Raw genomic sequence first — 26,415 nt, 5'->3', positions numbered from 1 at the left:
GACCGGGGAAGGCGGGGGAGCGGGCAGCCTCTGCGAGCCCCCGGCCGGTGACGCCCCCGGCGGCGGCCGCCTGGGCCTCCTCGCGCACCGGCTGCGGCGGCATCGAGCGGGCCGCCGGGACGGTCGGCAACGGCCCCAGGGGCCGGGTGGCCGTTCCCTCGGCCAGCGGCTCCGCGGACTCGGCGGACTGCGCCCGCCGCGCCCCGTAGCGGCGGTGCACGGCCTGCTTGGTGACACCGAGTGCCGAACCGACCGCGTCCCACGAGAAACCGAGCGAGCGGTCGAAGTCCACCGCCGCGGTGACCAGCGTCTCGACGCTGTCCCGCAGCTCCTGCGCGAGGCGGACGGTCGGGGCGGGCGCCCGGCCGTAGACGACGAAGCCGGTGGAGGGACCCGATCGGCGCGGGCGGTACACGTTGCCGAGCTGGGCGGTGAGCGTACGCAGGGCATCCACCTGCCGGCGAACCCGCTCGATGTCCCGTACCAGGAGGTGCAGGCTGGCCCGGGCTTGGGCGTCGTGGGTGGCGTGGTCGGCCATGAAGAAGCCTCTCGAACCGGTGCTGAAGGGCGGATCGGGCCGCAGACACCGTTCACACGCGGCCCGTTTTGGTCAATCTCTCTTGACCAACGCGCCACCCGTCGCCCAGGTCACGCTGTGGGGGCGTGTCGGCATATGCGAGGGGCGCGCGTGTCTGCGTACGCCCCCTCAACACCACAGGTGGGGCGGCCCGACGGACGCCCCATAGACTGGTGTGCTGCTGACAGCCGAGATAGCGAGGTAGTCCCCCAGTGAAGCTCGTCTTCGCAGGCACCCCCGAGGTCGCCGTACCCGCCCTGGACGCCCTGATCGCCTCCGGGCGGCACGAGGTCGCCGCCGTCATCACCCGGCCCGACGCACCGGCCGGCCGCGGCCGCCGCCTCGTCGCCAGCCCGGTCGCCGAACGCGCCGAGGAAGCGGGCATCGAGGTGCTCAAGCCCGCCCGCCCCCGCGACCCCGACTTCCAGGCCCGGCTGCGCGAGATCGCCCCGGACTGCTGCCCGGTCGTCGCCTACGGGGCCCTGATCCCCAAGAGCGCCCTCGACATCCCCGCGCACGGCTGGGTCAACCTGCACTTCTCGCTGCTGCCCGCATGGCGCGGAGCCGCGCCCGTCCAGCAGGCGATCATCGCGGGCGACCAGGTCACCGGCGCCTCCACCTTCCGCATCGAGGAGGGCCTGGACACCGGCCCGGTCTACGGCATCCTCACCGAGGAGATCAGGCCCACCGACACCAGCGGCGACCTGCTCACCCGGCTGGCCTTCGCCGGATCCGGCCTGCTCGCCGCCACCATGGACGGCATCGAGGACGGCACCCTGCGCGCTGTCGAGCAGCCCCACGACGGGATCTCCCACGCGCCCAAGATCACCGTGGAGGACGCCCGGATCGACTGGACCGCCCCGGCGATGCGCGCCGACCGCGTGGTGCGCGGCTGCACACCCGCGCCGGGTGCGTGGACCGTCTTCCGCGGGGAACGCCTCAAGCTGATCTCGCTCGGCCTGGTGCCCGACCGCACGGACCTGGAGCCGGGCGTCCTGGCCCCCGCCAAGAACAACGTGTATGCCGGCACCGGCTCGCACGCCGTGGAGCTGCTGTGGGTGCAGCCGCAGGGCAAGAAGCCGATGCGGGCCGCCGACTGGGCGCGCGGCGTCCGGATCGCTCCCGGCGAGCGGCTCGGCGGAGCCGACGTAGGCTGATCGGTGGGGCCGTCCGAGCGCGGACGTCCCCGCGCCCCGCCCGCCGACCCGTAGCACGCGTAGACCCGTAGCACTCACAGACTCGTAGCACTCGTAGCACTCGTAAACCCGGAGCACCTTTCACGTGAGCGAACAGCCCCGTCAGCCCCGTCGCAAGCCTGCCCCCGCAGGCGCGGGTGGCAAGCAGGCCAAGCCGCACCGCCGGCCCCAGAAGGACCCGGTCCGGATGCTGGCCTTCGAGGTGCTGCGGGCGGTGGACGAGCGCGACGCCTACGCCAACCTCGTGCTGCCGCCGCTGCTCAAGAAGGCCCGCCAGAACGAGAAGTTCGAAGCGCGCGACGCGGCACTCGCCACCGAGCTGGTCTACGGGACGCTGCGTCGGCAGGGCACCTACGACGCCGTCATCAAGGCGTGCATCGACCGCCCGCTGCGGGAGGTGGACCCGCCGGTGCTGGACGTGCTCTCGCTCGGCGCCCACCAGCTGCTCGGCACCCGCATCCCCACGCACGCGGCGGTCTCGGCGAGCGTGGAGCTGGCCCGGGTGGTGCTCGGCGACGGGCGCGCCAAGTTCGTGAACGCCGTCCTGCGCAAGATCGCCGCGCACGACCTCGACGGGTGGCTGGAGCGCGTCGCGCCGCCTTACGAGGACGATGCCGAGGCACACCTCGCGGTGTACCACTCGCACCCGCAGTGGATCGTCAGCGCCCTGTGGGACGCGCTGGGCGGTGGGCGCGCGGGCATCGAGGACCTGCTGGAGGCCGACAACGAACGGCCCGAGGTGACCCTGGTGGCCCGCCCGGGCCGGTCCACGCCGGAGGAACTGCTCGAGGCGGTCGGCGAGGACTCCGCACTGCCGGGGCGCTGGTCGCCGTACGCCGTCCGGATGGCCGAGGGCGGCGAACCGGGCGCGCTGGAAGCCGTCCGCGACGGCCGCGCGGGCGTGCAGGACGAGGGCAGCCAACTGGTCGCCATGGCCCTGGCGGCCGCACCGGTCGAGGGCCGCGACGAGCGCTGGCTCGACGGCTGCGCGGGCCCGGGCGGCAAGGCGGCGCTGCTCGCGGCGCTCGCGGCGCAGCGCGGGGCGTTCCTGCTGGCCTCGGAGAAGCAGCCGCACCGGGCCCGGCTCGTGGAGCGCTCGCTCGCCGGCAACCCCGGCCCCTACCAGGTCATCACGGCCGACGGCACCCGCCCGGCCTGGCTGCCGGGCTCCTTCGACCGTGTCCTGATGGACGTCCCGTGCTCCGGCCTGGGCGCGCTGCGCCGCCGCCCGGAGTCCCGCTGGCGCCGCCGCCCGGAGGACCTGGAGGGCTTCTCGCCGCTCCAGCGCGCGCTGCTGCGCGAGGCGCTGTCGGCGGTGCGGGTGGGCGGCATCGTCGGTTACGCGACGTGCTCGCCGCACCTGGCGGAGACCCGGGTCGTCGTGGACGACGTGCTGAAGGGCCGCGGCGCGGGCCACTCGCCGGTCTCCGCGGAACTGATCGACGCCAGGCCCTTCATGTCGGGCGTCCCGGCCCTGGGCGACGGCCCGGACGTCCAGCTGTGGCCCCACCTGCACGGCACGGACGCGATGTACCTGGCGCTGCTGAGGCGTACGGGGTAGGGCCGGTACGGCGGGGCGGGGTTCGGGGCGGAGCGGGGTTCGGGGCGGAGCGGGGCGACCGGGCCTCACGCCCCCGCCCCACGCGCTCCCGCCGCCCCGGGCCCCGCCCCACCTCCCGGGCCCCGGGCGTTCCCTGGGGTGTCACCGGCCCCGCCCGGCCCACCCGTCCTGCCCGCGCGCGGGCGACTTGCGGGGTCGTGGCCGGAACCCGGTGGGGGCATGGCAGGCTTGGGGCATGGCCGCTCAGATTTATCCCAGCATCCTGTCCGCCGACTTCGCCCGACTTGCCGAGGAGGCGCAGGCCGTCAAGGGGGCCGACTGGCTGCATGTCGATGTGATGGACAACCACTTCGTCCCGAACCTGACCCTCGGAATGCCGATCGTGGAGTCCCTGAGCAGGGCCACGAACATCCCGCTGGACCTTCACCTGATGATCGAGAACCCGGACCGGTGGGCCCCTCAGTACGTGGAGGCGGGAGCGGGTTCGGTCACCTTCCACGCCGAGGCCGCCGCCGCGCCCGTGCGGCTCGCGCGGGAGATCCGGGCCAAGGGGGCCCGCGCCTCGATGGCGCTCAAGCCCGCGACGCCGATCGAACAGTACGAGGACATCCTCCCCGAGCTCGACATGCTGTTGATCATGACGGTCGAGCCCGGCTTCGGCGGCCAGCCCTTTCTCGACATCATGCTTCCGAAGATCCGCCGTACCCGGGAGCTGATCTCCAAGCACGGTCTGGAGCTGTGGCTGCAGGTGGACGGCGGGGTCTCCGCCTCGACCATCGAACGCTGTGCTGAGGCCGGTGCGGACGTTTTCGTGGCGGGCAGCGCGGTCTACGGAGCGGTCGATCCCGCCACCGCCGTGCGCACGCTGCGTGAGCAGGCGGGTGCGGCGATCGCAGCCGCGCCGTGGGCGTGCGACCACTGAACCAAGGGTTGATGAACAGCTCGGTGAACGGGAGCTGTCCAGGCTGATCAACGGCCGTCGGATCTGACAGGATGAACGGCGAGTCGAGAGTGTGAACAGCAGTGAGGAGAACGCGGTGTCTGCAATGTCGGCGGGACGGTCAGCCCTGCGGATGGGACCCGCGGAGCTGGTGCAGGCGGCGGCCATGGCGCGCCGCTTCTACCTGGAGGGCAAGTCCAAGATCCAGATCGCCGAGGAGTTCGGCGTGAGCCGCTTCAAGGTGGCCAGGGTCCTGGAGACCGCCCTCGAACGTGACCTCGTACGGATCGAGATCCGGGTACCGGCCGAGCTCGATGCCGAGCGGTCGGACGCGCTCCGGTCCCGGTACGGGCTCCGGCACGCCGTCGTCGTGGAGTCGCCCGCCGACGCCACCGAGGACGCGCCCGATCCGGAGAACCTGGGGGCGGTAGCCGCCGATCTGCTGGGCGAGCTCGTGAACGAGGGCGACGTACTGGGCCTGGCGTGGGGGCGGTCGACCATTCACATGGCCGCCTCCCTGCACAGGCTGCCGCCGTGCACCGTGGTGCAGCTGACCGGCGTGTACGACGCGGGGACCGCCGAGCGCGGCTCGGTCGAGGCGGTACGCCGGGCCGCCCAGGTCTCGGGCGGTGACGCGCACCCGATCTACGCGCCGATGCTGCTGCCCGATCCGGCCACCGCGGCCGCGCTGCGCAGCCAGACGGGGATCGCGCGCGCCTTCGAGTACTTCGACAAGGTGACGGTCGCGGCCGTGTCGATCGGTTCGTGGGAGCCGGGCATCTCGACCGTGCACGACATGCTGACCGACGAGGAGCGGGAGCACTACGCCTCGCTGGGTGTGGCGGCGGAGATGTCCGCGCACCTGTTCGACTCCGAGGGGCGTCGTGTCGGCCGGGACCTCGGCGAGCGGTGCATCACCGTGGAGGCGGACCGGCTCCGGCGGATCCCCGAAGTCGTGGCGATCGCGGGCGGCCTGCGCAAGGCCTCCGCGATCGGGGCCGTGCTGAGGTCGGGGCTGGTGACCAGTCTCGTCACGGACACGGCGGTCGCCGACTACCTCCTCACCGAGTCGGCCCCGGGGCTGCGGCCTGCGTTGGACCGGGCCGACCCAGACGACTGATGTGGTCTGACCGGGCATGACGGGCCGCGCCGGCCCGTTCGCTGTCGCCTCCGGTGCGGATGGTGCTGGAATTGAGATCCGAACGGCGGACCGCGCGGCGGCCTACGGGGCGCATACTGGTTCCAATGACAAAGTCCGCAGTACCTCGCCGCCATTTGCCGTCCAGCCCGTTCAAGGCCCCCGTGGAGCAGCCCATCCGGCAGTTCAACGTCGGCGACCGGGTTACCCACGATGAGCACGGCCTCGGCCGTGTCGTCGGAATCGAGGAGGGGATCGCTGTTCTCGTCGACTTCGGTTCGGTCCAGAAGCGAATCCTGAGTCCCTACACCAAGATGGCCGCACTCTGAGGCCACCAGGCGATTCGCAAGCGAATCGGATATTTGGCACGATCGGTGCATGATCTTTCGGAACGTGCCCCGATCGTTGCTGCGTTTGCTCGGGGCCCTGTTCCTGTGTGCCGCGCTGGTGGGTGCGGTGGGTTGTGGCGGGCAGAAACCCGGGCCCGCTGCCGCCGCCAGTGCGAGTCCCGGTGCGAGCGCCTCGACCTCTGCCGTCCCGGAGTGGGCGAAGGGGATGGCCGCCGTGCGGGTCGACGGGCTGCCGCAGCAGGCCCGTGACGTGCTCGCGCTCATCGACAAGGGCGGGTCGTCTCCCTACCGGCAGGACGGCACGGTCTTCGGGAACTTCAGAAGGCCCTGCCCCAGCAGAAACGTGGCTACTACCACGAGTACACCGTGCGGACGCCAGGGGAGCGTGATCGCGGAGCCCGGCGGATCGTGACGGGCGAGGGTGGGGAGTTCTGGCCGATGCGTTGGGGGACCTGTCGTGGCTGCCGTCGTCCGGCGGGGGGTGGCTGGTGGCGGTGACGTCGTGGCGTGGGTTCGCCGCCGCGCGGCCGGGCGAGTGGGAGACGTTGGTCGAGGTGCTGGAGGAGGCCGTGGACTTCCGGCGGGAGCGGGGAGCCGGGCCGGAGCCGGAGCCGGAGCTCGTGGTGGTGCTGGGCGAGGCCGGGGCCGGGCCGCTTGCCGGGGCTCCGCCCCGGACCCCGCGCCTCAGGCGCCGGCGGGGCTGAAGGGGCGCCTCGAACGCCGACGGGGCTGAAACGGGAGGCAAGCGCAGTGCCCGCCCCCCGCTCGGGTCAGTCCTGTGGGGTGTTCGGGATCCACGGTGGGGTCTGGCCCCAGGACCAGACCGGGATCTTGGCCGCGTCGACCGGGGGCGGGTTGGGGCCCGAGTAGATCAGAGCCATGCGGGTGCCCCACTCGATGTAGTAGGCGAACACTCCGCGGAATTCCGGGTCCGTCGGGAGGCCGACCTCGTCGGCCGTGTCCATCAGCAGGTCCACCCAGCGGCGGCGCTGCTGCTCGGTGATCGCCCGGCCCAGGTGCTTGGTGGCCATGTGCTGGTGGCCGCCGTGGTGGGCGGTGTAGTCCGAGGGGCCGCCGAAGACCTCCGACAGCCAGACCGCGACGTGCTGCGGGTGCTCCGAGTCCATCCCGGCGAAGACCGGGGCCAGGATCTCGTCCTGCAGGGCGTGGGTGTAGAAGGCGTCCGTGAGGCGGTTCATCGCCTCCGCTCCGCCCATCCACTCGTAGATGGTGGGTGTGGTGCTCATCGTTATCCGGCGGCCTTTCCCGTGCCCACGACGTCCGTCACGAGGTAGTGCTGCATCTCCTCGATGGCCGTCACGTACGGACGGATCGCGTTGAAGAAGGCCGGGAAGTGCTCGCCCTTGCGGAACCCGCCCAGGTGGGCCTCGATCGAGGTCCAGCGGATCCGGAGGATGTAGCGCTCCTGCTCCTCCTCGCAGCGGGCCAGCTCGTAGTCGATGCACTCGGGCGAGGCGGCCAGGGACTCGGCCGCCCGGGCGTACGCGTCCTCGAAGGCCGACTGGTCGTCCAATGCGATCCGGTAGCGGATGTATTCGACGGTGGTGGTCATGGGTGCGTGCCTCTCCCTGGGTGTCGGTCGTCGCCAGCCTTACGCGATCACGCGCCGCCGTGGGGCGGATTCGTCATTCGGACTCGGACTTCATGGAGTCGGTCGGTTCGGAGACGTCGGGGCCCTGGGCGCGGACCCGCTGGACCTTGTCCAGGGAGTCGCGCAGTTCGGTCAGCCACGCGTCCGTGTTGCGGCCGACGAGCCGGACGCACCAGGCGAGGGCGTCGGCCCGGCTGCGGGCCACGCCGCCGGCGACCAGGGTGTCGAGCACCTGCCGTTCGGACTGGCGCAGGCGGGTCATCACCGGGACGGCGAGGTGGGTGAAGAGCGTCGTCTCCTCACCCACCCGCACGCCCCAGGCGACCTTGCGGCGGTAGAGCTCTTCGGCCTCGCGAGCCACTTCGATGCGCTGTTCGCGGGTGCGTTCGCGGAACTCCTTGACCGATTCGGCCGCCGGTATGACGCCGACGACCGTGATCTCCTCGCGGTCGAGGGTGACCGGGTCCAGGGACTCGTAGACGTCGACCGGCAGGCGCTCGGCGAACCATGCGCGGAGCTGTTCGCTCTGTTCGGCTGTAATCATGTAATCAACGTTGCATCCGTTGTGGCCTTGATGCAAGGCCCGGGGCGTTCGCTCTCAGCCCATCGAGCGGTAACGGTGGATCAGCGAGACGGCCATCGCGCCCTCGCCCACGCCCGAGGCGACGCGTTTCACCGAGTGGGCACGGACGTCGCCCGCCGCGAAGACGCCGGGGACGCTGGTCTCCAGGGGGTACGGGGCACGCTCCAGGCTCCACTCGGCCGGGAGCTCGCCGCCGTTCGAGATCAGGTCCGAGCCGGTGAGGACGAAGCCGTACTCGTCCCGTTCGACGACGCCCGCGAGCCAGTCGGTGTGCGGGCGGGCGCCGATGAAGGTGAACATGAAGCGGGCCGGGATCTCGGCGTCCTCGCCCGTGTCGGCGTCGTGGAGCGTGAGGCGTTCGAGGTGCTCATCGCCGTCCAGCCGCACCACGGTCGTGCGGACCTTCACCTCGATGTTCGGGGTGCGGTCGATCTCGTCGATCAGGTAGCGGGACATGCTCGCGTCCAGGGAGGCGGCGCGGACCAGGATCGTCACGCGGGCGGCGTACTTGGCGAAGTGCACCGCCGCCTGGCCCGCGGAATTGGCCCCGCCGACGATGAACACGTGCTGCGAGATACAGGCCGAGCTCTCCGTGGTGGCCGCGCCGTAGTAGAGGCCGGCCCCCTCGAAGCGGTCCGCGCCCGGGGCGTCGAGGCGGTTGTACGAGACCCCGGTGGCCAGGAGCACCGTCTCGGCGGAGAGCTCCGTGCCGTCGGCCAGAGTGAGGATCTTGGCCGGATCGTCCCGGGTCAGCGAGACCACCTCCACCGGATGCAGGATCTCGGCGCCGAACCGGGAGGCCTGGATGGTGGCCCGGCGGGTCAGATCACCGCCCGAGAGGCCCGAGGGGAAGCCGAGATAGTTCTCGATCAGGCTGGAGGTGCCCGCCTGGCCGCCCGGGGCGCGGGAGTCCAGCATGAGGGTCGACAGTCCCTCCGAGGCCGAGTAGACGCCCGCCGCCAGGCCCGCCGGGCCCGCGCCGACGATGACGCACTCGTAGTGCGGGCGGGAGGCGGTGGTGGCCAGGCCCAGCCGCTGGGCGAGCTGGGTGTCGGTCGGGGCCGAGAGGACCGACCCGTCGGGGAAGCGGACGAGCGGAAGCGCCCCGTCGGGCTGGGCGGCGATCAGGGTCAGCGCCTCGGGGTCCCGCTCGACGTTGAGGAAGCGGAACGGCTGGCCGTTGCGGGTGAAGAAGTCCCGGACGGCGTGGGTGCCCGGGGAGACCAGGTGCCCGGCGACGATGATCCCGTCGTACGCCGGCCGGTAGGTGGCCAGCCAGTCCGACAGCAGGTCGTCGAGGACAGGGAAGAGCCGCTCGTGCGGCGGGTCCCAGGGCTTGAGCAGGTAGTAGTCCAGCCGGACCCGGTTGATGGCGGTGATCGCGGCGTCGGTCTCCGCGTAGGCCGTCAGCAGCACGCGGCGGGCGTCCGGGAACCGGCTGACCGCCTCCAGCAGGAACTCGACGCCGGTCACGTCCGGCATGCGCTGGTCCACGAGGAACAGCGCCGGGTCGTGGCCGCGTTCGTCGAGGGAGTCCAGGATCTTCAGGGCGTCGGCCGCCGAGGAGGCGCCGAGCACCCGGTAGCGGTCACCGTAGGCGCTGCGCAGATCGCGGCGGACGGCGCGCAGCACCTGCGGGTCGTCGTCCACGGCGAGGATGACCGGCTTCTTGTGTTCCGCGCGTTCGGCGGTGGTGGCCGCCGAGGTGGCGGTGGTGGCGGCGGAAGTCTCCCGGGCCGCGCTCATGCCGGGTCCAGCATCAGCTGGTCGGCGTAGCACCAGGCCCAGTCCTCGCCGGGCTCGTGGGACGCCGCGATGGCGTGCTCGGTGGTCCGGTAGTGCCGGGTGGCGTGACGGTTCCTCGACGAGTCGCAGCATCCGACGTGCCCGCAGCTGAGGCACATCCGCAGGTGCACCCAGGTGTCGCCGGCGATGAGGCACTCCTCGCATCCCACGGCCGTGGGTTTCACCGGACGTATCTGATCGATGTGTGTGCACAACAGGTCCATCGTCATCGTCCCCGTCCCTCTCCTCGTGCTCTTGCCCGTGGTGTCTCTGGTGCTGTCGCTCGTTCACGACGCGGCTCGTACGCCCGTGATTCACGGCGCGTCCAGACCATAGGGCGGAGCCACCGGAATGGTTCATCGATTCGGCCGAAGTCAGGTAGTCCTGAAGCTACTTCATGACGTCCGTGGGTGACTTCCTGACATGCGGGTACGACCTGGGCCGCTACCTCACGAAGTCGCACACCAGCGCTTTGACGAAGCACCTGGGCGCGGCCAGTGTGGGGGACGCCAACGACAACAGGCGGCGCCTGGAGGAATACGTGAGCAGAAAGATTCTGGTCATTGTCTCCGAACACGGTTACTGGGCCGAAGAACTGATAGGCCCCGTATCGAAGTTCGACGAGCGGGGCTACGAAGTCATATTCGCCACGCCGACCGGAAAGCGTGCACACGCTCTTCCGCCGAGCCTCGACGCGAAGTACATCGATCCCCCGCTGGGACGCTCCGTCACCACCGAGGAGAACGCCCGGCTGGGGCGGGAGTTCGAGCAGTCGAGCCGGCTGGACTCGCCGCTCGACATCGAGGCGTGGGTCCCCGAGCGTCCGTACACGAGCGACGAGGGCTATCTGCCCAAGCTGGAGCAGTACCACCGCGACCTCGACAAGCTCGACGCCGACATCGCCGGCTACGACGCGATCCTCATCGTCGGCGGCAGCGGCCCCATCGCCGACCTCGCCAACAACGAGCGCGTGCACGCCCTGATCCTGGCCTTCCGTAAGGCCGGCAAGGTCGTCGCCGCCGAGTGCTACGGCGTCGCCTGCCTGGCCTTCGCCCGGGACTGGGGCGACCGCAGGAGCATCATCTGGGGCAAGCACGTGACCGGCCACTGCAAGGAGTACGACTACAAGGACGGCACCGGATTCCTCGGTACCGACTTCAACATGGGGCCGCCGCCGTACCCGCTGGAATACATCCTGCGCGACGCGACGGGCCCGCACGGCGCGTACCACGGGAATTTCGGCAAACCGGTGTCGGTCATCGTCGATTTCCCCTTCGTCACCGGCCGTTCCACCCCCGACTCGTACCTCACGGGGCAGAAGATCGTGGAAGTCCTGGAGGACGGTCTCACCCGATACGGCTGGTGATCCCGGAGGCCGCAGGGAAGTCGCAGAGTCGAGGGGGAATTCATGGAAGCCACTCCCGGACGGGAAAGGCTGATCGAGCAGTTCAAGGCCGACGGCCTGAATGTGATGTTCGGAAATCCGGGGACGGTGGAACAGGGATTCCTCGACGCGGTGGACGCGGCGGAGGACTTCCATTACATCCTCGCCCTCCAGGAGACCGTGGCCGCCGGCATCGCCGACGGGTACGCCCGGGCGACCGGCGGCGCGGCCCTGCTCCAGCTGCACTCCGGTGTCGGCCTGGGCAACGGCATCGGCATGCTCTACCAGTCGCTGCGCGGTCACACCCCGCTCGTCGTGGTCGCGGGTGACGCCGGGGTGCGCTACGACGCCATGGACGCGCAGATGGCGTGCGATCTGGTGGCGATGGCCAAGCCGGTGACCAAGTACGCGACCCGGGTCACCGACCCGCGGTCCGTGCTCCGCACCGTCCGCCGGGCCGTGAAGATCGCGCTCACCCCGCCCCGGGGTCCCGTGTTCGTGGCGCTGCCCATGGACGTGCTGGACGAGCTCAACTCCGAGCCCGTCCTGCCGTCCACGCAGGTTCTCACCGACGTGGCACCCTCGCCGGCCTCGGTGGGGCGGGCGGCCGAGCTGCTCGCCTCCGCCGAGCGGCCGATCGTTCTGATCGGGGACGGGGTCGCGCTCTCCGGGGCGCAGAACGAGCTCGTCGCCGTCGCCGAGCTGCTGGGCGCCGACGTGTACGAGGTCGACTCGTCCGAGGTGAACATCGCGGCCTCGCACCCGCTGCGGCGCGGCCAGACCGGGCACATGTTCGGCCCGCACAGCAAGGGGCTCGTCGGGGACGCCGACGGGGTGCTGATCGTCGGCACCTACGTCTTCCCGGAGGTCTTCCCCGAGCTGGAGAGCCCCTTCAAGGCGGGCGCCAAGGTCGTCCACATCGACCTCAACGCCTACGAGATCGCCAAGAACCACCCGGTGGACCTGGGTCTGGCCGCGGATCCCAAGCAGGCGCTGCGCGCGCTGGCCGGCGTACTGGAGCGGCGCCTCGGCCCGCAGCGACGGGCGGCGGCCGCCGCGCGCCTCGACGTACGGGCCCGGGAGCGGGTCCGCGAGAGGCGGTCGGCGCGGTCCGCCACGGACGACGGCACGCCGATGGCCGTCTTCCTGAAGACCCTGGCCGAGCGCACCGGCGGGGACCTGATCGTCTTCGACGAGGCGCTGACCACCTCGCCGCTGGTCACCCGGTACCTGCCGGCGGAGCGCCCCGGTGACTACCACCTCACCCGGGGCGGCTCCCTCGGCGTGGGCTTCCCGGGCGCGGTCGGGGCCAAGCTGGCCCGGCCGGAGCGGCTGGTGGTCGGCTTCGCGGGCGACGGCGGGTCCATGTACACCTACCAGGCGTTGTGGACGGCGGCCCGGCACGGCATCGACGCCAAGTTCGTGGTGTGCAACAACCGCAAGTACCGGCTGCTGGACGACAACATCACCCAGTACTGGCAGGAGCGGGACATCCCGGAACACGGCTTCCCGGGCTCCTTCGACCTCTCCCATCCCGAGATCGACTTCGCCGGGCTGGCCCGGTCGCTCGGCGCCGGCGGCATGCGGGTGGAGAAGCCCGACGAGGCGGTCGCCGCCGTGGGCCGGATGCTGTCCCACCCCGGGCCGTTCCTCGTCGACATCCAGATCTGATCCGAGAGCCATCCGACGCAAGCCCCGTACGGACAGGAGGAGACCGCATGCCCGCCGAGCGGCAGCTGACCGAGGACGCGATCCGCAGTTTCGCCGAGAACTGGTACGTGGCGCTGGACCAGCACCTGGATCCGGACGACGTGCTCGCCCTGATCACCGAGGACCTGGAGTTCAAGGTTCCCGAGGACACCTTCATCGGCCATGAGGGATTCGGCCGCTGGTACGCGGCCGTCACCCACCGCTTCTTCGACGAGGTGCACACGGTCACGAAGGTGGAGCCCGTCATCGAGGGCGACCGGGCCGTCGTCCGGGTCCTCGTCAACTGGCAGGCCAAGATCTGGGACCCGCCGGCCGCGCGCAGCCAGTGGCTCGGCTTCGACGCCGACCAGACCTGGACGGTCGTGGCCGGTCCGGACGGACCGCTGATCAAGCAGTACACCGTCAACGACCTGGCGCCGATGCCCGGTTCCGGCTCGCTCTGAGCGCCGGCGAAGGAGAAGCGACGATGACCGAAGTGACACGGGAGCGGGTCGAGGCGGCGTACGCCGCCCTCGGCTCCGGCGACCGGGCGCGCATCCTGGAGTACTACTCCGAGGACCTGCGCTGGCTGGTACCGGGCAGCCACCCGCTGGCCGGATGGTACGAGAGCCTGGACGCCTTCCTGGAGCTGATGGGGCAGACCCACAAGCTCACGGGCGGCACCTTCCGGATGGACATCCAGGCGGTCCTCGTCGGCGAGGACTGCAGCGCCGACGTGTGCCGCAACGTGGCCCTGCGGGACGGCGCGGACGGGACGAGCACCTCCCCGTACGAGCGGATGGACTACCCGGTCTTCCACTTCATGCGGTGGCGCGGCGGCCGGATCGTCGAGGGCCGTGACGGTCTCTTCGGGGACTCGGCGACCGCCTTCAGCCAGTTCTGGGCGCCGTTCGCGCCGGACGGAACCCGCAGGGACCGATAGGGGGATGAGCGCGATGGACCGACACGAGACCCACACCGAAATCCTTCGGAAGTACTACGAGTACGCCAACGCCGGGGACTGGGACCGCTGGTGCGACCTGTTCGCCGACGACCAGGTGATGGACGAGCAGCTCGCCGGCCACATCGAGGGCCTGGAGGTGCTGCGCTCGATGATGAAGGGCATGGGCACGATGTACCGGGTCTTCCGCAATGAGCCCGTCCACTTCGTCGTCGACGGGGAGAAGGCCGCGGCCGTCTCACACCTGACCGCGGTCAGCGCCTCCGGCGAGCCCATCGAGGCCGAGGTCATGAACTTCTTCCGGATCGTCGACGGAAAGATCGCCTACATGGCGAACTACCACGACACGGTCCCCTTCCAGGTGCTGAGCCAGGACTGAGGGGGAGCCGTGAGCGTCGAAGAGTACGACTACATCGTCGTGGGCTCCGGCACCGCCGGCAGCGTGCTGGCGGACCGGCTCTCCGAGGACCCGGACGTCTCCGTCCTCGTCCTGGAGGCGGGCGGCTCCCGCATCCCGCCCGAGGTGGACGACCCGTCCTCCTGGTACAAGCTCCTCGGCGGGCCGGTGGACTGGGGCTACACCAGCACCCCGCAGCCCGGCCTCGACGGCCGCCGTACGTACGAACCGCGCGGGAAGGCCCCCGGCGGCAGCAGCAACCTCTACATCATGATGCACATCCGGGGGCACGCCTCGGACTTCGACAACTGGGCCTACCAGGGCGCCGCCGGCTGGTCCTACGAGGACGTGCTGCCCTACTTCGCCCTGCTGGAGGGCCAGGAGGACGCCACCGCCGGGACCACCGGCACCCGCGGCCCGCAGCGGATCACCAACGCCGGGCTGCACGGCCCCAACCCGGTCTCCCGGGCCTTCATCGACGCCGCCGTCGAGCTGGGCCACCAGGAGATCGACGACTTCAACACCGACGGCCCGCGGCGCGGCCTCTTCGGCACCGGCTGGCACCACATCGACGTGGCCGACGGCCGCCGCCAGGGCGTCCTCGCCGCCTACCTGGAGCCGGCGCTGCGGCGACCCAACCTGACCCTGCGCACCAACGCGCAGAGCACGCGGCTGCTGTTCGACCGCGACACCTGCACGGGCGTCGAGTACGTCCAGCTCCGGGCTCCCGCCGAGATCCCGGGCCGGACCGTCCGGGACGGCCACAGCGGCATCGCCGCGCCCGGGCAGCACACCGCACGGGCCCGCCGCGAGGTGATCGTGGCGGCCGGGGCCATCGAGTCCCCGAAGCTGCTGCTGCTGTCCGGCATCGGCCACCCCGAGCAGTTGCGCGAGCACGGCATCGAGGTCACGGCGGCCCTGCCCGGGGTCGGCGAGAACTTCCACAACCACGTCCTGACCGGGCTGATGGCCGAGGTCACCCAGGAGCTCCCGCCGCCGGCGCAGAACCTGTCGGAGAGCGCTCTATTCCTGTCCTCGCAGCCCGGGCTGCCCGCCCCCGACCTGCAGATCGCCTTCGTCCACGTGCCGTTCGACGTGATCGTCGGCCAGGACCACCCCAACACGGTGTCCATCCTGCCCGGTGTCGTACGGCCGGTCTCCCGCGGCTCGATCAAGCTGGCGAGCGCCGACCCGCTGGCCCACCCGCTGATCGACCCGAACTACCTGGGCGACCGGTGGGACCTGGAACGGATGGTGCAGGGCGTCAAGATCGCCCGCGAGATCTTCGCGACCTCCGCCTTCTCGCCCTGGTACAAGCAGGAGCTCCAGCCCGGACCGGGCTACGTGAGCGACGACGACCTGCGGACCTTCGTGCGGCAGAAGGCGGAGAGCTACCACCACCAGGCCGGCTCCTGCCGCATGGGCATCGACGACCACTCCGTCGTCGACCCCGAGCTGCGGGTGCACGGCGTACGGAACCTGCGCGTGGTCGACGCGAGCGTGATGCCCGCGGTCCCGTCCGGCAACTGCCACACCGCCATCGCGATGATCGCCGAGCGCGCGGCGGACTTCCTGAAGGGGGCCTCCCGTGTCTGACGCGGTCCTGCGCGAGGGCGCGCTGTCCGGGACCCGGATCGCGGTCCTGGTCGAGAGCGACTACTACGAGCCGGAGATCTTCTACTACCAGCGCCGCTTCGCCGAGGAGGGCGCCGAGGTCGACTTCCTGACCCGGCTGTGGGGCAACGACTCCATCACCTTCACCGGGCACGAGTACCGGGCGCCGTTCACCGCCGACCGGTCCCTGGAGGGGCTGAGCGACGCGGAACTGCGCCGGTACGCGGCGATCATCGTGCCCTCCGGCATGGTGGCCGACCGGCTGCGCTACACCGAGGACGTGGACGTCCTCGCCCCGGCGACCGAGCTGCTGCGCCGGGCCTTCGAGGAGCCGACGGTCCTCAAGGGGATCATCTGCCACGGCATGTGGCTGGCCTCCTCGATCCCGGACAAGATCCGCGGCCGCAAGGTCGTCTGCCACAACAACCTCATCGGTGACGTCCGGAACATGGGCGGGGAGTACGTCGACGAGGACGTGGTGGTCGACGGGGACCTGGTCACCGGCCGCACCGGAGCCCACCACCACCTCTTCGCCCGCCGGATCATCGAACTGATCGCGGCCGGCCGGGGCCGGGGGGCCGGCTGATGGCCGCCGGGCTGCGGTGGTCCCACGTAGGACTGAACTGTGCGGACCAGAAGACCACCGAGGAGTTCTACACCCGGTACTTCGGCTTCACCCGGGCCCGGGTGGTCGACCTCGGGGAGGCGCAGATCGTGTTCCTTCGCAAGGGGGACGCGTACCTGGAGCTCTTCGCGGCGGGCGACACCGATCCGGCCCGCCCGGCGAACGACGACGGCCCGCAGGCCCCCGGCCGGATGCGCCACCTGGCCTTCCAGACCGACAGCGTGGACGCGTTCCTGGCCGAGCTGGGCGACGCGGCGGAAGTGACCCTGGGGCCACTGGACTTCGACGACTTCATCTGCGGCTGGCGGACCGTGTGGGTCCGCGATCCCGACGGGGTCATCGTCGAGGTCAGCCAGGGATACGAGGACGACGGCTCTCACGACAAGGACGGTGCGTGACCCATGGCTGACGCCGTGACCTTCTCCTTCTCCGACACGATCGCGGGCTATGTCACCCGCTTCGACTCCGGGACCCGGCTGCTGGGGCTGAAGACCTCCGACGGGCGCGAGTTCGACGTCTCCCTCGCCGGTGACCCCAGCGCCGAGCTGGTCCGCAACCTGGACGAGCCCTACATCGACGCCTCCGGGCACATCGACGAGATGCTCTCGCCCGGCCGGTTCCTCTTCGTCTACGGGGTCCACTACCCGGAGCGGGGCGGGAGCTTCGACGCCAAGCGCCTGGTCTTCCTGGGGCGCGGGTCCGAGGACTACCGCTTCGAGGAGCCCAGCTGGTGGATCAAGCAGATCGAATCCCTGGCCGACTTCTACAAGCGGGCGCAGTTCGGCGACGGGCCGGTGGACTTCACCGGGTACCGCACCGAGATCCGGCTCGGAGGCGACAAGACCGCCAGCCACGTCCAGGAGACCGACACGATCTCCCGCCTGGTCTACGGCATGGCCTCGGCCTACCTGCTGACCGGAAAGGACGAGTACCTGGAGGTCGCCGAGCGCGGCACCGAGTACCTGCGCAAGCACATGCGGGTCGTGGACAGCGAGGAGGACGTGGTCTTCTGGTACCACGGCATCAGCGTCGACGGGGACAGCGAGCGCAAGCTCTTCACCTCGGAGTTCTCCGACGACTACGACGCGATCCCGATGTACGAGCAGATCTACGCGCTGGCCGGCCCCATCCAGACGTACCGGATCACCGGTGACGTCCGGATCAAGAACGACGCGGACGCCACCATCAGGCTGTTCGACAAGTTCTTCTTCGACCCGGGGCAGGGCGGCTACTACTCCCACATCGACCCGATCCTCTTCAGCGCCGACCACGAATCCCTCGGCGAGAACGCCGAGCGCAAGAACTGGAACTCGGTCGGCGACCACGCGCCCGCCTACCTGATCAACCTGTACCTGGCGACCGGCGACCAGAAGTACGCCGACTTCCTGGAGTACACCTTCGACACCATCGCGGACAAGTTCCCGGACTACAAGAACAGCCCCTTCGTCCAGGAGCGCTTCTTCCGCGACTGGTCGCACGACACCGCGCACAGCTGGCAGCAGAACCGCGCGGTGGTCGGCCACAACCTGAAGATCGCCTGGAACCTGATGCGGATGAACTCGCTGAAGGCCAAGCCGGAGTACGAGCAGCTCGCCAGGAAGATCGGCGAGATCATGCCGGCGGTCGGCAGCGACGTGCAGCGCGGCGGCTGGTACGACGTCGTCGAGCGGCTCAAGGACGGCGACCAGGAGGCGTACCGGTTCGCCTGGCACGACCGCAAGGCCTGGTGGCAGCAGGAGCAGGCGATCCTCGCCTACCTCATTCTGAACGGCACCGTCGGCGGTGACGCGAACCTGCGCGAGGCCCGGCAGGCCCAGTCCTTCTACAACACCTTCTTCCTCGACCACGACGAGGGAGCCGTCTACTTCAACGTGCTCGCCAGCGGTACGCCGTACCTGCTCGGCACCGAGCGGCTCAAGGGCAGTCACTCGATGTCCATGTACCACTCGGCGGAGCTCTGCTACCTCTCCGCCGTCTACAACAACCTGCTCATCAACGGCCGGGAGATGGACTTCCACTTCCAGCCCGACCCGACGAACCTGCCCGACCGCGTCCTGCGCGTCTCGCCCGACCTGCTTCCCGCCGGTTCGGTGCGGATCGCGTCCGTGGAGATCGACGAGAAGCCGTACACCGACTTCGACGCCGATGCCCTCACCGTACGGCTGCCCGACGTGCAGAGCCGGGTGAAGGTCAAGGTCCGGCTGCGTCCAGTGGCCAAGAAGTAGCGCTCAACGGGGGGCGCCCCAACCAGAGGGGAATGCAATGACTCTCAACCTCAAGGAACGCCGGAACAAGACAGGCACCGTGCTCGTCGCCACCGGCGAGATCAACAGCGAGACATCCGGCTCGCTGCTCCAGGCACTGCTGCCGCTGGTCCGCGAGGGCAAGCCGCTGAAGATCGACCTCACCGCGGTCACCTACGTCTCCAGCGCGGGCCTGCGCACCCTGCTCGTGGTCTACCGCGAAGCCCAGCACGCCGGCGTCGCGGTCACCCTCTACGGGGTGAGCGAGGAAGTCAGGTTCGTCATGTCGGCCACCGGGTTCCTCGACTTCTTCGAGACCGGCGAGGCCGTCGCGGCGGCGGCCAAGGCCAAGGCCAGGGCAGCGCGATGACCGAGACCCGGTCCGAGCAGGTGCTGCGCGTCGACGCGTACCCGACCCACGAGGTGGGCGGGTACCGCGTCCGCGCCGGCAAACCGTTCCCCTTCGGGGCCAACGTGGTCCCCGGCGGGGTCAGCTTCTCCGTCTTCTCCGACCAGGCCACCTCCATGACCCTGGTCATCTTCAAGCGCGGAGAACCCGAGCCGATGGCCGAACTGGAGTTCCCCGAGGAATTCCGCACCGGCAGCGTCTTCGCCATGACCGTCTTCGGCCTCGACCACGAGAACATCGAGTACGGGTACCGGGCCGACGGCCCCTACGATCCGGTAACCGGCCACCGCTTCGACGCCCGGCAGGTGCTCTCCGACCCGTACGCCCGGCTGATCGCCGGCCGTGACGTGTGGGGCGTGGAGCCGGACCGCAGCCGTGGCTACCAGTACCGCTCCCGCGTCTGCCTCCAGGACTTCGACTGGGGCGACGACACCCCGCTGGGCATCCCCGCCGAGGACCTCGTCGTCTACGAGGCACACGTGCGCGGCTTCACCCGGCACCCCTCCTCGCAGGTCACCGCACCCGGCACCTTCGCGGGGCTGCGCGAGAAGATCCCGTACCTGAAGGAACTCGGGATCAACTGCATCGAACTGCTGCCGGTGTTCGAGTTCGACGAGAGCGACAACCCGCGCACCAACCCGGAGACGGGCGAGCAGCTCTTCGACTACTGGGGCTACAACACCGTCTCGTTCTTCGCGCCCAAGGCCGGCTACGCGGCCACCGGACGCTACGGCATGCAGGGCGACGAGTTCCGCACCCTCATCAAGGACCTGCACGCGGCCGGCATCGAGGTCATCCTCGACGTCGTCTTCAACCACACCGCCGAGGGCAACGAGCAGGGCCCGACGATCTCCTTCAAGGGGCTCGACAACGCCACGTACTACATGCTCACGCCCGAGGGGTACTACTTCAACTTCAGCGGCACCGGCAACACCGTCAACTGCAACCACCCCGTCGTACGCAACTTCGTCCTCGACTGCCTGCGCCACTGGGTGGCCGATTACCACATCGACGGGTTCCGCTTCGACCTCGCAGCGATCCTCGGCCGGGCCCTGGACGGCACCCCGCTGCCCAACCCGCCGCTCCTGGAACTGCTCGCCTACGATCCGGTCCTGCGGCACACCAAGCTCATCGCCGAGGCATGGGACGCCGGCGGCCTCTACGAGGTCGGCAACTTCCCGGCCTACGGCCGCTGGGCCGAGTGGAACGGCAAGTACCGCGACACCGTACGCAGCTTCCTCAAGGGCGATCCCGGCGTCACCGGCGAACTGGCCACCCGGATCGCCGGATCGCCCGACCTGTACGCCACCCGCGGCACCGCGGCCTCGGTCAACTTCCTGACCGCGCACGACGGTTTCAGCCTGGCCGACCTGGTCTCCTACAACGACAAGCACAACGAGGCCAACGGCGAGGGCAACAACGACGGCGGCAACGACAACGCCAGCTGGAACTGCGGCGTCGAGGGGCCGACCGACGACCCCGGGATCAACACGCTGCGGCTGCGCCAGATGAAGAACGCCCTCGCGATCCTCTTCACCAGTCAGGGCATCCCGATGCTCCTGGCCGGTGACGAGGTCGCCCGCACCCAGCAGGGCAACAACAACACCTACTGCCAGGACAACGAGCTCTCCTGGTTCGACTGGGACCAGGTCGACGACAACGCCGAACTGCTCCGGTTCACGCGGGAGATGATCGAGTTCCGCAAGCACCACCGCGAGCTGCGCTCCACCGCCCACCCCACCGGCCAGGTCCGCGAGAACCTGGGCCTGCCGGACATCAGCTGGCACGGGGAGCGGGCCTGGCAGCCCGACTGGTCGGCCGAGAGCCGGCTGCTGGCGGTGGCCCGCTGCGGCACCGGCGACGACGACGTGGTGTATGTGGCCATGAACGCGCACTGGGAGTCGCACGACCTGGAACTGCCCGCCCTGCCGGGAGGCCGGAGCTGGCACCTGTTCGCCGACACCGGGGCCGAGGCACCGTACGACATCCGCACCCCCGGAGCCGAGCAGGAGCTGGACAACGCCGGGAAGTACCTGATCGGCCCGCGCTCGGTGGTGATCCTCGTGGGCCGCACCAACGATCGCGACGACCTCGACACGCCCTGACCGAAGGAGACCTGACATGCCGCTTTCCGTGTCCCTGAGCATCGAGGGCGACACCACCGTGATCGAACTGACGGGCGAGCTGGACGCCAAGACCGCGCCGGACTTCCACCGGACCATCGAGAAGGCCGCCGGCCACGGCACCCGCACCGTCGAGATCAGGATGGCCGGCGTCGGCTACATGGCCAGCGCCGGACTGCGCTCCCTGGTCTTCGCCCAGCAGAAGGTCGCGAACGACGTCACCATCAAGGTGGTCGGTGCCATCGAGCCCGTGTCCCGGACCATCCGGACCGCAGGGCTGGACCGGAGCATCGTCCTCTCCGATGAGTGACCACCGTGACTGACATGGTCGAACTGGCGAGGACGTCCCGCGTACTGGAAGTGCCCGCAACGGTGGGGGCACTGGGCGAAATCGCCTCGCTCGTCCTGCGGCTGGCCGGAGCGGCGGGCCTGGGCAAGGGCGCCACCTACCGGCTCCGGCTGGCCGTGGACGAACTGGCCACGAACGTCGTGATGCACGGGTACCGGGGCGGCGACGGACGGATCACCGTCCGCGGCCGCTCCGGCCCGGGCGGGGTGCAGATCGTCATCGAGGACTGCGCACCCCCCTTCGACCCCGTCGAAGGCCGCCTGCCGCCCGCCCCCGGGGTTCCCCCGGAGGACCGGCGGATCGGCGGCCTCGGCATCCACCTGGCGCTGACCAGCGTGGACGAGTTCGCCTATGCGCACAGGGACGGCCGCAACATCAGCACCCTGACCGTGAAGGCTGAGGGGACGGACCGATGCCCTCCACGACCGTGATCATCCTCGACGCCCACCCGCCACCGCCGCCCGAGCTGCTCGACGCCCTGCGGACGATGGACGCGGCACTCGTCACCCGCTCCCTCGCGGAGCTGCGCGAAGGCGCACTGGAACTGCTGCCCGTCGCGGACGTGCTGCTCGCCCCGGCCGAGTCCGACGGGGAGGCCGTGCGGATGGCCGTACGCCGGCTGCGCCGCTGGGCCGGGGCCCCCATCGTGGTCGTCTGGACCGTGACGGAGTTCGCCGCCCTGGAGGAGCACGTCCGGATCGGGCACGACTACCTCGTACCGCCCTTCCTGCCCGCCCTCGTCGGGGCCCGGCTGCACAGCTGCTCGGAGCGCGCCGGACTCGGCCGCACCCTGCGGGAGGCCGACGCCCGCGCCGAGCTCATGGGCTACGAGAAGGAACTGGAGATCGGCCGGGAGATCCAGGCGGGCTTCCTGCCCGAATCGATGCCCGTCCCCGACGGCTGGGAGATCGACGTGCGGTTCCGTCCCGCCCGGCAGGTCGCCGGCGACTTCTACGACGTCTTCGAGATCTCCCGCGGCCGCCGGCTCGCCTTCGTCGTCGCCGACGTCTGCGACAAGGGGGTCGGAGCCGCACTGTTCATGGCGCTCATCCGCTCCCTGCTGCGGCACACCGCGCAGAACAGCGGCCTGCAGCACCTGGTCGCCGCCGGACGCGCCGGTGGCAGCCGGCGGATCCCGGTGGTCGGCGCCACCCCGCTGCTCAACGCCGTGACCGCCACCAACGGCTACCTCACCCGCAACCACCTGCGGCAGGGCTATTTCGCCACCCTGTTCTTCGGGGTGCTCGACCCGCTCACCGGCAGCCTCGTCTACATCAACGGGGGCCACAACCCGCCCCTGCTGCTGCCCGCCGACGGCAGCCCGCCCGTCGCTCTCCCCATCACCGGACCCGCCGTCGGAATCCTGCCCGACTGCGTCTACACCCTCGGCTACGCCCAGCTCGACCCGGGCGACACCCTGTTCGCGTTCACCGACGGAGTCCCCGAGGCCCGCTGTCCGAACGGCAGCTTCCTCGGCGACGACCGGATGCTGGAACTGCTCGCCGGACCACCGGTCAGCGGCAAGGACGTGGTCGACCGGATGGACTGGGCCGTGCGCGAGCACACCGGCACGGCCGAACAGCACGACGACGTCACCATGCTGGCCCTGCACCGGCCACGCGCGGCGCGGGGGCCGCGCGCGGACGGCGCCGGCACACGGGTGGTGGCCTAGATGACCCGCACCATCGTCGTGCACTCGCACCGCGGTGGGACGGGCAAGTCCTCGGTACTGGCGAACCTCGCGCTGCTCCTCGCGGCCGAGGGACGCCGGGTGGGGGTGGTCGACACCGATATCCAGTCACCCACCCTGGACCTGCTGTTCCGCCTGGGGCCCGGCGCCTCCCTGACCGACTACCTGCTCGGCCGCTGCGAGATCGAGACCACCGCCCAGCAGACGGGCGTACCCGGGCTGTACGTCGTACCGGCGCGGACCGGGGCGGCCGCCCTGCGCGAGATCATGGCCGGGGGCTACGACGTGGGGCTGCTGCCGGAGGGCTTCGACCGGCTGGCCGTCCACCACGCCCTCGACGTGCTGCTGCTCGACACCCACGCCGGGCTCAACAACGAGTCGGTGACCGCCATGGCGAGCGCCGACGTACTGATGATCATGGCGCGGGCCGACCGGATCGACCTGTCCGGCGTGGAGGAGACCATCGCCCTCGCCGGACGCCTGACCTGCCGGCGGAACCTGGTACTGAGCATGGCCCCCGAGGGCATCGACCGGGAAGCGGCCCGCCGGCGCTCCGAGGCGGTCTACAAGGCGCCACTGGCCGGAATCCTTCCCTACTCGCCGGAAATGGCGGCTCTGTACGGGGAACGCATATTTGCCGAAGCCCACCCCGACCACCCCCTGGTCGGTGAATTCCGCACCATCATCTCGGCGTTGGACGCACGTGACGAAGTATCGCGGGCCTGACGTCATCCCCCTTACGCCCCCTGCGGGTGGCGTGTTGAATCGGCAGCGAATCCAGAACAAGGAGAGAATCATGAAGATTCTCGTCGTCATGACGGCCAAAGCCACACTGCATCTGCTGGACGGTGAACAGCACCCCTCGGGATTCTGGGCCGAGGAATTCGTCGTGCCCTTCTCCCTCTTCAAGGCGGCCGGCCACGACGTGGACGTGGCGACGATCGGAGGCAGGGCGCCGACCGTCGACCAGACGAGCATCGACCCCCAGTTCCTCCGGTGGGTCCGCCCCCAGGGTTCGCCGGACGAGGACGCGGCCAACGCCGCCGAGTACGTCCGGGTCATCGCGGACACCCCCCAGCTGAGAGCCCCCATCGCACTGGAGACCCTCACCGAGAAGGACATCACCGACTACGACGGCGTGTACGTCAGCGGCGGCCACGGCGCCATCGGCGACCTCCCCAAGTCCGACGAACTCGCCCAGATCCTGCGCTGGGTCATCGCGCAGGACAAACCGCTCGCCACCGTGTGCCACGGTCACACCTCGCTGCTCGCCCTGCGTGACGGCGAAGGCCGCTGGCCCTTCGAGGGCTACCGGATGACGGCCTTCTCGCACAGCGAGGAGCTGGTCACCAACATGGCCGGCCGGCTCCCGCTGATCCTGGAGGTGGAACTCACCCGGCTCGGCGCCCGATACGAGAAGGCCGAAGCCATCTGGGACTCGCACGTGGTCGTCGACCGCAAGCTGACGACCGGCCAGAACCCCTACTCCTCCAAGGCCCTCGCCGAGACCTTCTTGACGCAGCTCGCGAAGGGCTAGAACCGCCCCGCACCCGACACCGGAAGGCAGCCATGACCAAGCGTGAGCTGAGCGGCCAGCCCCTCGCGAACCCCGGGAAACTGTTCATCGGCGGCGCCTGGGTTCCGGCCCAGGACGGCCGTACCGAACCGGACATCAGCCCCGTGGACGGGCAGGAGATCGTACCGGTGGCCCAGGCCGCCGCCGCCGACGCGGACGCGGCCGTCGCCGCCGCCCGCACGGCGTACGAGGAAGGCCCCTGGAGCAGACTGTCCGCCCAGGAGCGCGCGTTGCGGCTGAACCGGGTCGGTGAGCTCATCGAGCGCGACCTGGAGGAGATCGCACTGCTGGAGACCGTGGACATGGGCAAGCCGTTCGCGTTCTCCAGCACGGTCGACGCACCCATGGCCGCCCAGCTCATGCACTACTACGCCGGGGCCGTGACCCGCGTCGACGGCTCCTCGCGCGCCCCGGCCGGCGGTCAGCTCGCCTACACCCTGCGCGAACCGCTGGGCGTGGTCTGCGCCATCACCCCGTTCAACTTCCCGCTGCTGCTGTCGATGACGAAGATCGCACCGGCGCTCGCGGCGGGCAACACGGTGGTCCACAAGCCCTCCCCGGCCACCCCGCTGACCGCCCTGAAGATCGCCGAGCTCTTCCAGGAGGCGGAGATCCCCGACGGGGTGCTGAACGTCATCACCGGTCCGGGCGTGGAACTGGGGGAGACCCTCACCGGCCACCCCGACATCGACAAGATCGCCTTCACGGGCTCCACCTCGGTCGGCCAGACGATCATCCGCAAGGCGGCCGGCACCCTGAAGAAGGTGACGATGGAGCTCGGCGGGAAGTCCGCCAACATCGTCTTCGCCGACGCCGACCTCGACGCCGCCGAGGAACTCGCCTTCTTCGGCATCTACTACAACAAGGGCGAGATCTGCACCGCCGGTTCCCGGCTGCTGCTGCAGCGCCCCATCCACGACGAGATGGTCGAACGCCTGGTCCGCCGGGCCGCCGACCTCAAGCCCGGCGACCCGCGCGACCCGGCCACCCTCTTCGGCCCGCTGGCCCACCGCGGCCAGTTCGACAAGGTCAGCTCGTACATCGAGGTCGGCGAGAAGGAAGGCGCGACCCTGCGCACCGGCGGTACCGGCTGGACCCCCGAGGGCGCCTCCAGCCAGGGCCTGTACTTCCTGCCGACCATCTTCACCGGCGTCGACAACGGCATGCGGATCGCCCAGGAGGAGATCTTCGGGCCGGTTCTGTCGATCATCCCCTTCGACACCGAGGAGGATGCCGTACGCATCGCCAACGACAGCGCGTACGGCCTCGCCGCCGGCGTCCACACCAAGGACCTTCGGCGTGCCCACCGGGTCGCCTCGCAGATCAAGGCCGGCACGGTCTGGGTCAATTGCTACAACCAGTACGACCCCGCCGTGCCCTACGGCGGCTACAAGGCCTCCGGCTACGGCCGCGAGTGCGGCCCCGAGTCGCTGGAGAGCTACACCCAGACCAAATCGGTCTGGATCGGCATGGACTGAGAGCGCTGCCGAGGACCGACCGAGAGCGCTACCGAGACCCCATTCCCGAGGAGCGGCAATGCGGACAGGCATCATCGGCACCGGGCGGATCGGCTCGACCCTGGCCAGGATCCTCGTGGCGGCAGGCCACCAGGT

Annotated in this window: 29 protein-coding genes and 1 pseudogene; 24 read left to right on the top strand and 6 right to left on the bottom strand. The window is 70.3% G+C overall.

From position 1 onward, the window contains the following. Positions 1 to 538: hypothetical protein (locus ACWGIU_RS03775; protein WP_453702081.1), on the bottom strand; the 538-nt coding region annotated here is incomplete at its 3' end. 251 nt (positions 539 to 789) lie between these two features. Between ACWGIU_RS03775 and fmt the strand changes: the two genes are divergently transcribed. The 7 genes and pseudogenes from fmt to ACWGIU_RS03740 all read left to right on the top strand — a co-directional run bounded on the left by fmt (position 790) and on the right by ACWGIU_RS03740 (position 6,466). Next, positions 790 to 1,734, top strand: coding sequence for a methionyl-tRNA formyltransferase (fmt, locus tag ACWGIU_RS03770; protein WP_453702079.1), 945 nt, complete (start codon positions 790 to 792; stop codon positions 1,732 to 1,734). Between the two features lie 124 nt (positions 1,735 to 1,858). Beyond that, on the top strand, positions 1,859 to 3,334 hold the full coding sequence (locus ACWGIU_RS03765) for an RsmB/NOP family class I SAM-dependent RNA methyltransferase (RefSeq protein WP_453702077.1): 1,476 nt from the start codon (positions 1,859 to 1,861) through the stop codon (positions 3,332 to 3,334). A 235-nt stretch (positions 3,335 to 3,569) separates the two neighbouring features. Continuing rightward, positions 3,570 to 4,256 carry a ribulose-phosphate 3-epimerase gene (rpe, locus tag ACWGIU_RS03760; RefSeq protein ID WP_453702075.1) on the top strand — a complete coding sequence of 229 codons (687 nt, stop codon included), beginning with the start codon at positions 3,570 to 3,572 and terminating at the stop codon, positions 4,254 to 4,256. Positions 4,257 to 4,380: 124 nt separating this feature from the next. After that, positions 4,381 to 5,394 carry a sugar-binding transcriptional regulator gene (locus ACWGIU_RS03755; RefSeq protein WP_453702087.1) on the top strand — a complete coding sequence of 338 codons (1,014 nt, stop codon included), beginning with the start codon at positions 4,381 to 4,383 and terminating at the stop codon, positions 5,392 to 5,394. Positions 5,395 to 5,519: 125 nt separating this feature from the next. Continuing rightward, on the top strand, positions 5,520 to 5,741 hold the full coding sequence (locus ACWGIU_RS03750) for a CarD family transcriptional regulator (protein ID WP_030012151.1): 222 nt from the start codon (positions 5,520 to 5,522) through the stop codon (positions 5,739 to 5,741). A gap of 49 nt (positions 5,742 to 5,790) precedes the next feature. Beyond that, positions 5,791 to 6,260: pseudogene (locus tag ACWGIU_RS03745) on the top strand (ribonuclease domain-containing protein). Next, positions 6,206 to 6,466 carry a hypothetical protein gene (locus tag ACWGIU_RS03740; protein ID WP_453702074.1) on the top strand — a complete coding sequence of 87 codons (261 nt, stop codon included), beginning with the start codon at positions 6,206 to 6,208 and terminating at the stop codon, positions 6,464 to 6,466. The pseudogene ACWGIU_RS03745 and the gene ACWGIU_RS03740 overlap by 55 nt, the downstream one beginning before the upstream one ends. Before the next feature lie 66 nt (positions 6,467 to 6,532). Here ACWGIU_RS03740 and ACWGIU_RS03735 read toward each other — a convergent pair whose 3' ends face one another. The 5 genes from ACWGIU_RS03735 to ACWGIU_RS03715 all read right to left on the bottom strand — a co-directional run bounded on the left by ACWGIU_RS03735 (position 6,533) and on the right by ACWGIU_RS03715 (position 9,966). After that, positions 6,533 to 7,009: a group II truncated hemoglobin gene (locus ACWGIU_RS03735; RefSeq protein WP_453702072.1), complete on the bottom strand. Its 477-nt coding sequence runs from the start codon at positions 7,007 to 7,009 to the stop codon at positions 6,533 to 6,535. A 2-nt stretch (positions 7,010 to 7,011) separates the two neighbouring features. Beyond that, positions 7,012 to 7,335, bottom strand: a complete 324-nt coding sequence (locus tag ACWGIU_RS03730; protein WP_453702070.1) for a putative quinol monooxygenase — start codon at positions 7,333 to 7,335, stop codon at positions 7,012 to 7,014. A 73-nt stretch (positions 7,336 to 7,408) separates the two neighbouring features. Further along, positions 7,409 to 7,918 carry a hypothetical protein gene (locus ACWGIU_RS03725; protein WP_453702069.1) on the bottom strand — a complete coding sequence of 170 codons (510 nt, stop codon included), beginning with the start codon at positions 7,916 to 7,918 and terminating at the stop codon, positions 7,409 to 7,411. Between the two features lie 54 nt (positions 7,919 to 7,972). Beyond that, positions 7,973 to 9,703: an FAD-dependent oxidoreductase gene (locus ACWGIU_RS03720; protein ID WP_453702067.1), complete on the bottom strand. Its 1,731-nt coding sequence runs from the start codon at positions 9,701 to 9,703 to the stop codon at positions 7,973 to 7,975. Then, positions 9,700 to 9,966, bottom strand: a complete 267-nt coding sequence (locus ACWGIU_RS03715; RefSeq protein ID WP_033226151.1) for a UBP-type zinc finger domain-containing protein — start codon at positions 9,964 to 9,966, stop codon at positions 9,700 to 9,702. The genes ACWGIU_RS03720 and ACWGIU_RS03715 overlap by 4 nt, the downstream gene beginning before the upstream one ends. A 317-nt stretch (positions 9,967 to 10,283) precedes the next feature. Between ACWGIU_RS03715 and ACWGIU_RS03710 the strand changes: the two genes are divergently transcribed. The 17 genes from ACWGIU_RS03710 (at position 10,284) to ACWGIU_RS03630 (ending at position 26,280) form a co-directional block, all read left to right on the top strand. Then, positions 10,284 to 11,108, top strand: a complete 825-nt coding sequence (locus tag ACWGIU_RS03710) for a type 1 glutamine amidotransferase domain-containing protein (RefSeq protein WP_453702085.1) — start codon at positions 10,284 to 10,286, stop codon at positions 11,106 to 11,108. A gap of 42 nt (positions 11,109 to 11,150) precedes the next feature. Next, the gene (locus ACWGIU_RS03705; RefSeq protein WP_453702065.1) at positions 11,151 to 12,797 is read left to right on the top strand and encodes a thiamine pyrophosphate-binding protein; all 1,647 of its coding nucleotides are present in this window, start codon (positions 11,151 to 11,153) and stop codon (positions 12,795 to 12,797) included. Positions 12,798 to 12,844: 47 nt separating this feature from the next. Continuing rightward, complete coding sequence (locus ACWGIU_RS03700) at positions 12,845 to 13,279, top strand: nuclear transport factor 2 family protein (protein WP_453702063.1); 435 nt, start codon at positions 12,845 to 12,847, stop codon at positions 13,277 to 13,279. A 23-nt stretch (positions 13,280 to 13,302) separates the two neighbouring features. After that, positions 13,303 to 13,758 (top strand): nuclear transport factor 2 family protein, encoded by a 456-nt coding sequence (locus ACWGIU_RS03695; protein ID WP_453702061.1) that lies wholly within the window; start codon positions 13,303 to 13,305, stop codon positions 13,756 to 13,758. A 13-nt stretch (positions 13,759 to 13,771) separates the two neighbouring features. Beyond that, entirely contained in the window at positions 13,772 to 14,155 is a 384-nt protein-coding gene (locus tag ACWGIU_RS03690) for a nuclear transport factor 2 family protein (protein WP_453702059.1), read from the top strand. Positions 14,156 to 14,164: 9 nt separating this feature from the next. After that, on the top strand, positions 14,165 to 15,769 hold the full coding sequence (locus ACWGIU_RS03685) for a GMC family oxidoreductase (protein WP_453702057.1): 1,605 nt from the start codon (positions 14,165 to 14,167) through the stop codon (positions 15,767 to 15,769). After that, complete coding sequence (locus ACWGIU_RS03680) at positions 15,762 to 16,373, top strand: DJ-1/PfpI family protein (RefSeq protein ID WP_453702055.1); 612 nt, start codon at positions 15,762 to 15,764, stop codon at positions 16,371 to 16,373. Before ACWGIU_RS03685 ends, ACWGIU_RS03680 begins: the two co-directional genes overlap by 8 nt. After that, on the top strand, positions 16,373 to 16,810 hold the full coding sequence (locus ACWGIU_RS03675) for a VOC family protein (protein WP_453702053.1): 438 nt from the start codon (positions 16,373 to 16,375) through the stop codon (positions 16,808 to 16,810). Before ACWGIU_RS03680 ends, ACWGIU_RS03675 begins: the two co-directional genes overlap by 1 nt. 3 nt (positions 16,811 to 16,813) lie before the next feature. Then, complete coding sequence (locus tag ACWGIU_RS03670) at positions 16,814 to 18,637, top strand: AGE family epimerase/isomerase (protein WP_453702051.1); 1,824 nt, start codon at positions 16,814 to 16,816, stop codon at positions 18,635 to 18,637. A gap of 37 nt (positions 18,638 to 18,674) precedes the next feature. Next, positions 18,675 to 19,025: an STAS domain-containing protein gene (locus ACWGIU_RS03665; RefSeq protein WP_453702049.1), complete on the top strand. Its 351-nt coding sequence runs from the start codon at positions 18,675 to 18,677 to the stop codon at positions 19,023 to 19,025. Further along, on the top strand, positions 19,022 to 21,169 hold the full coding sequence (gene glgX, locus ACWGIU_RS03660; RefSeq protein ID WP_453702047.1) for a glycogen debranching protein GlgX: 2,148 nt from the start codon (positions 19,022 to 19,024) through the stop codon (positions 21,167 to 21,169). Before ACWGIU_RS03665 ends, glgX begins: the two co-directional genes overlap by 4 nt. Before the next feature lie 16 nt (positions 21,170 to 21,185). Next, positions 21,186 to 21,497 carry an STAS domain-containing protein gene (locus ACWGIU_RS03655; protein ID WP_453421174.1) on the top strand — a complete coding sequence of 104 codons (312 nt, stop codon included), beginning with the start codon at positions 21,186 to 21,188 and terminating at the stop codon, positions 21,495 to 21,497. Between the two features lie 14 nt (positions 21,498 to 21,511). Beyond that, positions 21,512 to 21,967, top strand: coding sequence for an ATP-binding protein (locus ACWGIU_RS03650; protein ID WP_453702083.1), 456 nt, complete (start codon positions 21,512 to 21,514; stop codon positions 21,965 to 21,967). After that, positions 21,949 to 23,208 (top strand): PP2C family protein-serine/threonine phosphatase, encoded by a 1,260-nt coding sequence (locus tag ACWGIU_RS03645; RefSeq protein ID WP_453702045.1) that lies wholly within the window; start codon positions 21,949 to 21,951, stop codon positions 23,206 to 23,208. Before ACWGIU_RS03650 ends, ACWGIU_RS03645 begins: the two co-directional genes overlap by 19 nt. Next, a complete protein-coding gene (locus ACWGIU_RS03640; RefSeq protein WP_453702043.1) occupies positions 23,209 to 23,952 on the top strand; it encodes an AAA family ATPase in 744 nt (247 codons plus the stop codon). It begins immediately after the preceding gene. A 70-nt stretch (positions 23,953 to 24,022) separates the two neighbouring features. Further along, entirely contained in the window at positions 24,023 to 24,763 is a 741-nt protein-coding gene (locus ACWGIU_RS03635; RefSeq protein ID WP_453702041.1) for a type 1 glutamine amidotransferase domain-containing protein, read from the top strand. Positions 24,764 to 24,795: 32 nt separating this feature from the next. Further along, positions 24,796 to 26,280, top strand: coding sequence for an aldehyde dehydrogenase family protein (locus ACWGIU_RS03630; protein ID WP_453702040.1), 1,485 nt, complete (start codon positions 24,796 to 24,798; stop codon positions 26,278 to 26,280). Positions 26,281 to 26,415: the final 135 nt, after the last annotated feature.

This window comes from Streptomyces sp. NPDC054840, from assembly GCF_053611065.1.
Note: the sequence above shows the minus strand (reverse complement) of the source record. Positions and strands in the feature narration are given on the sequence as shown.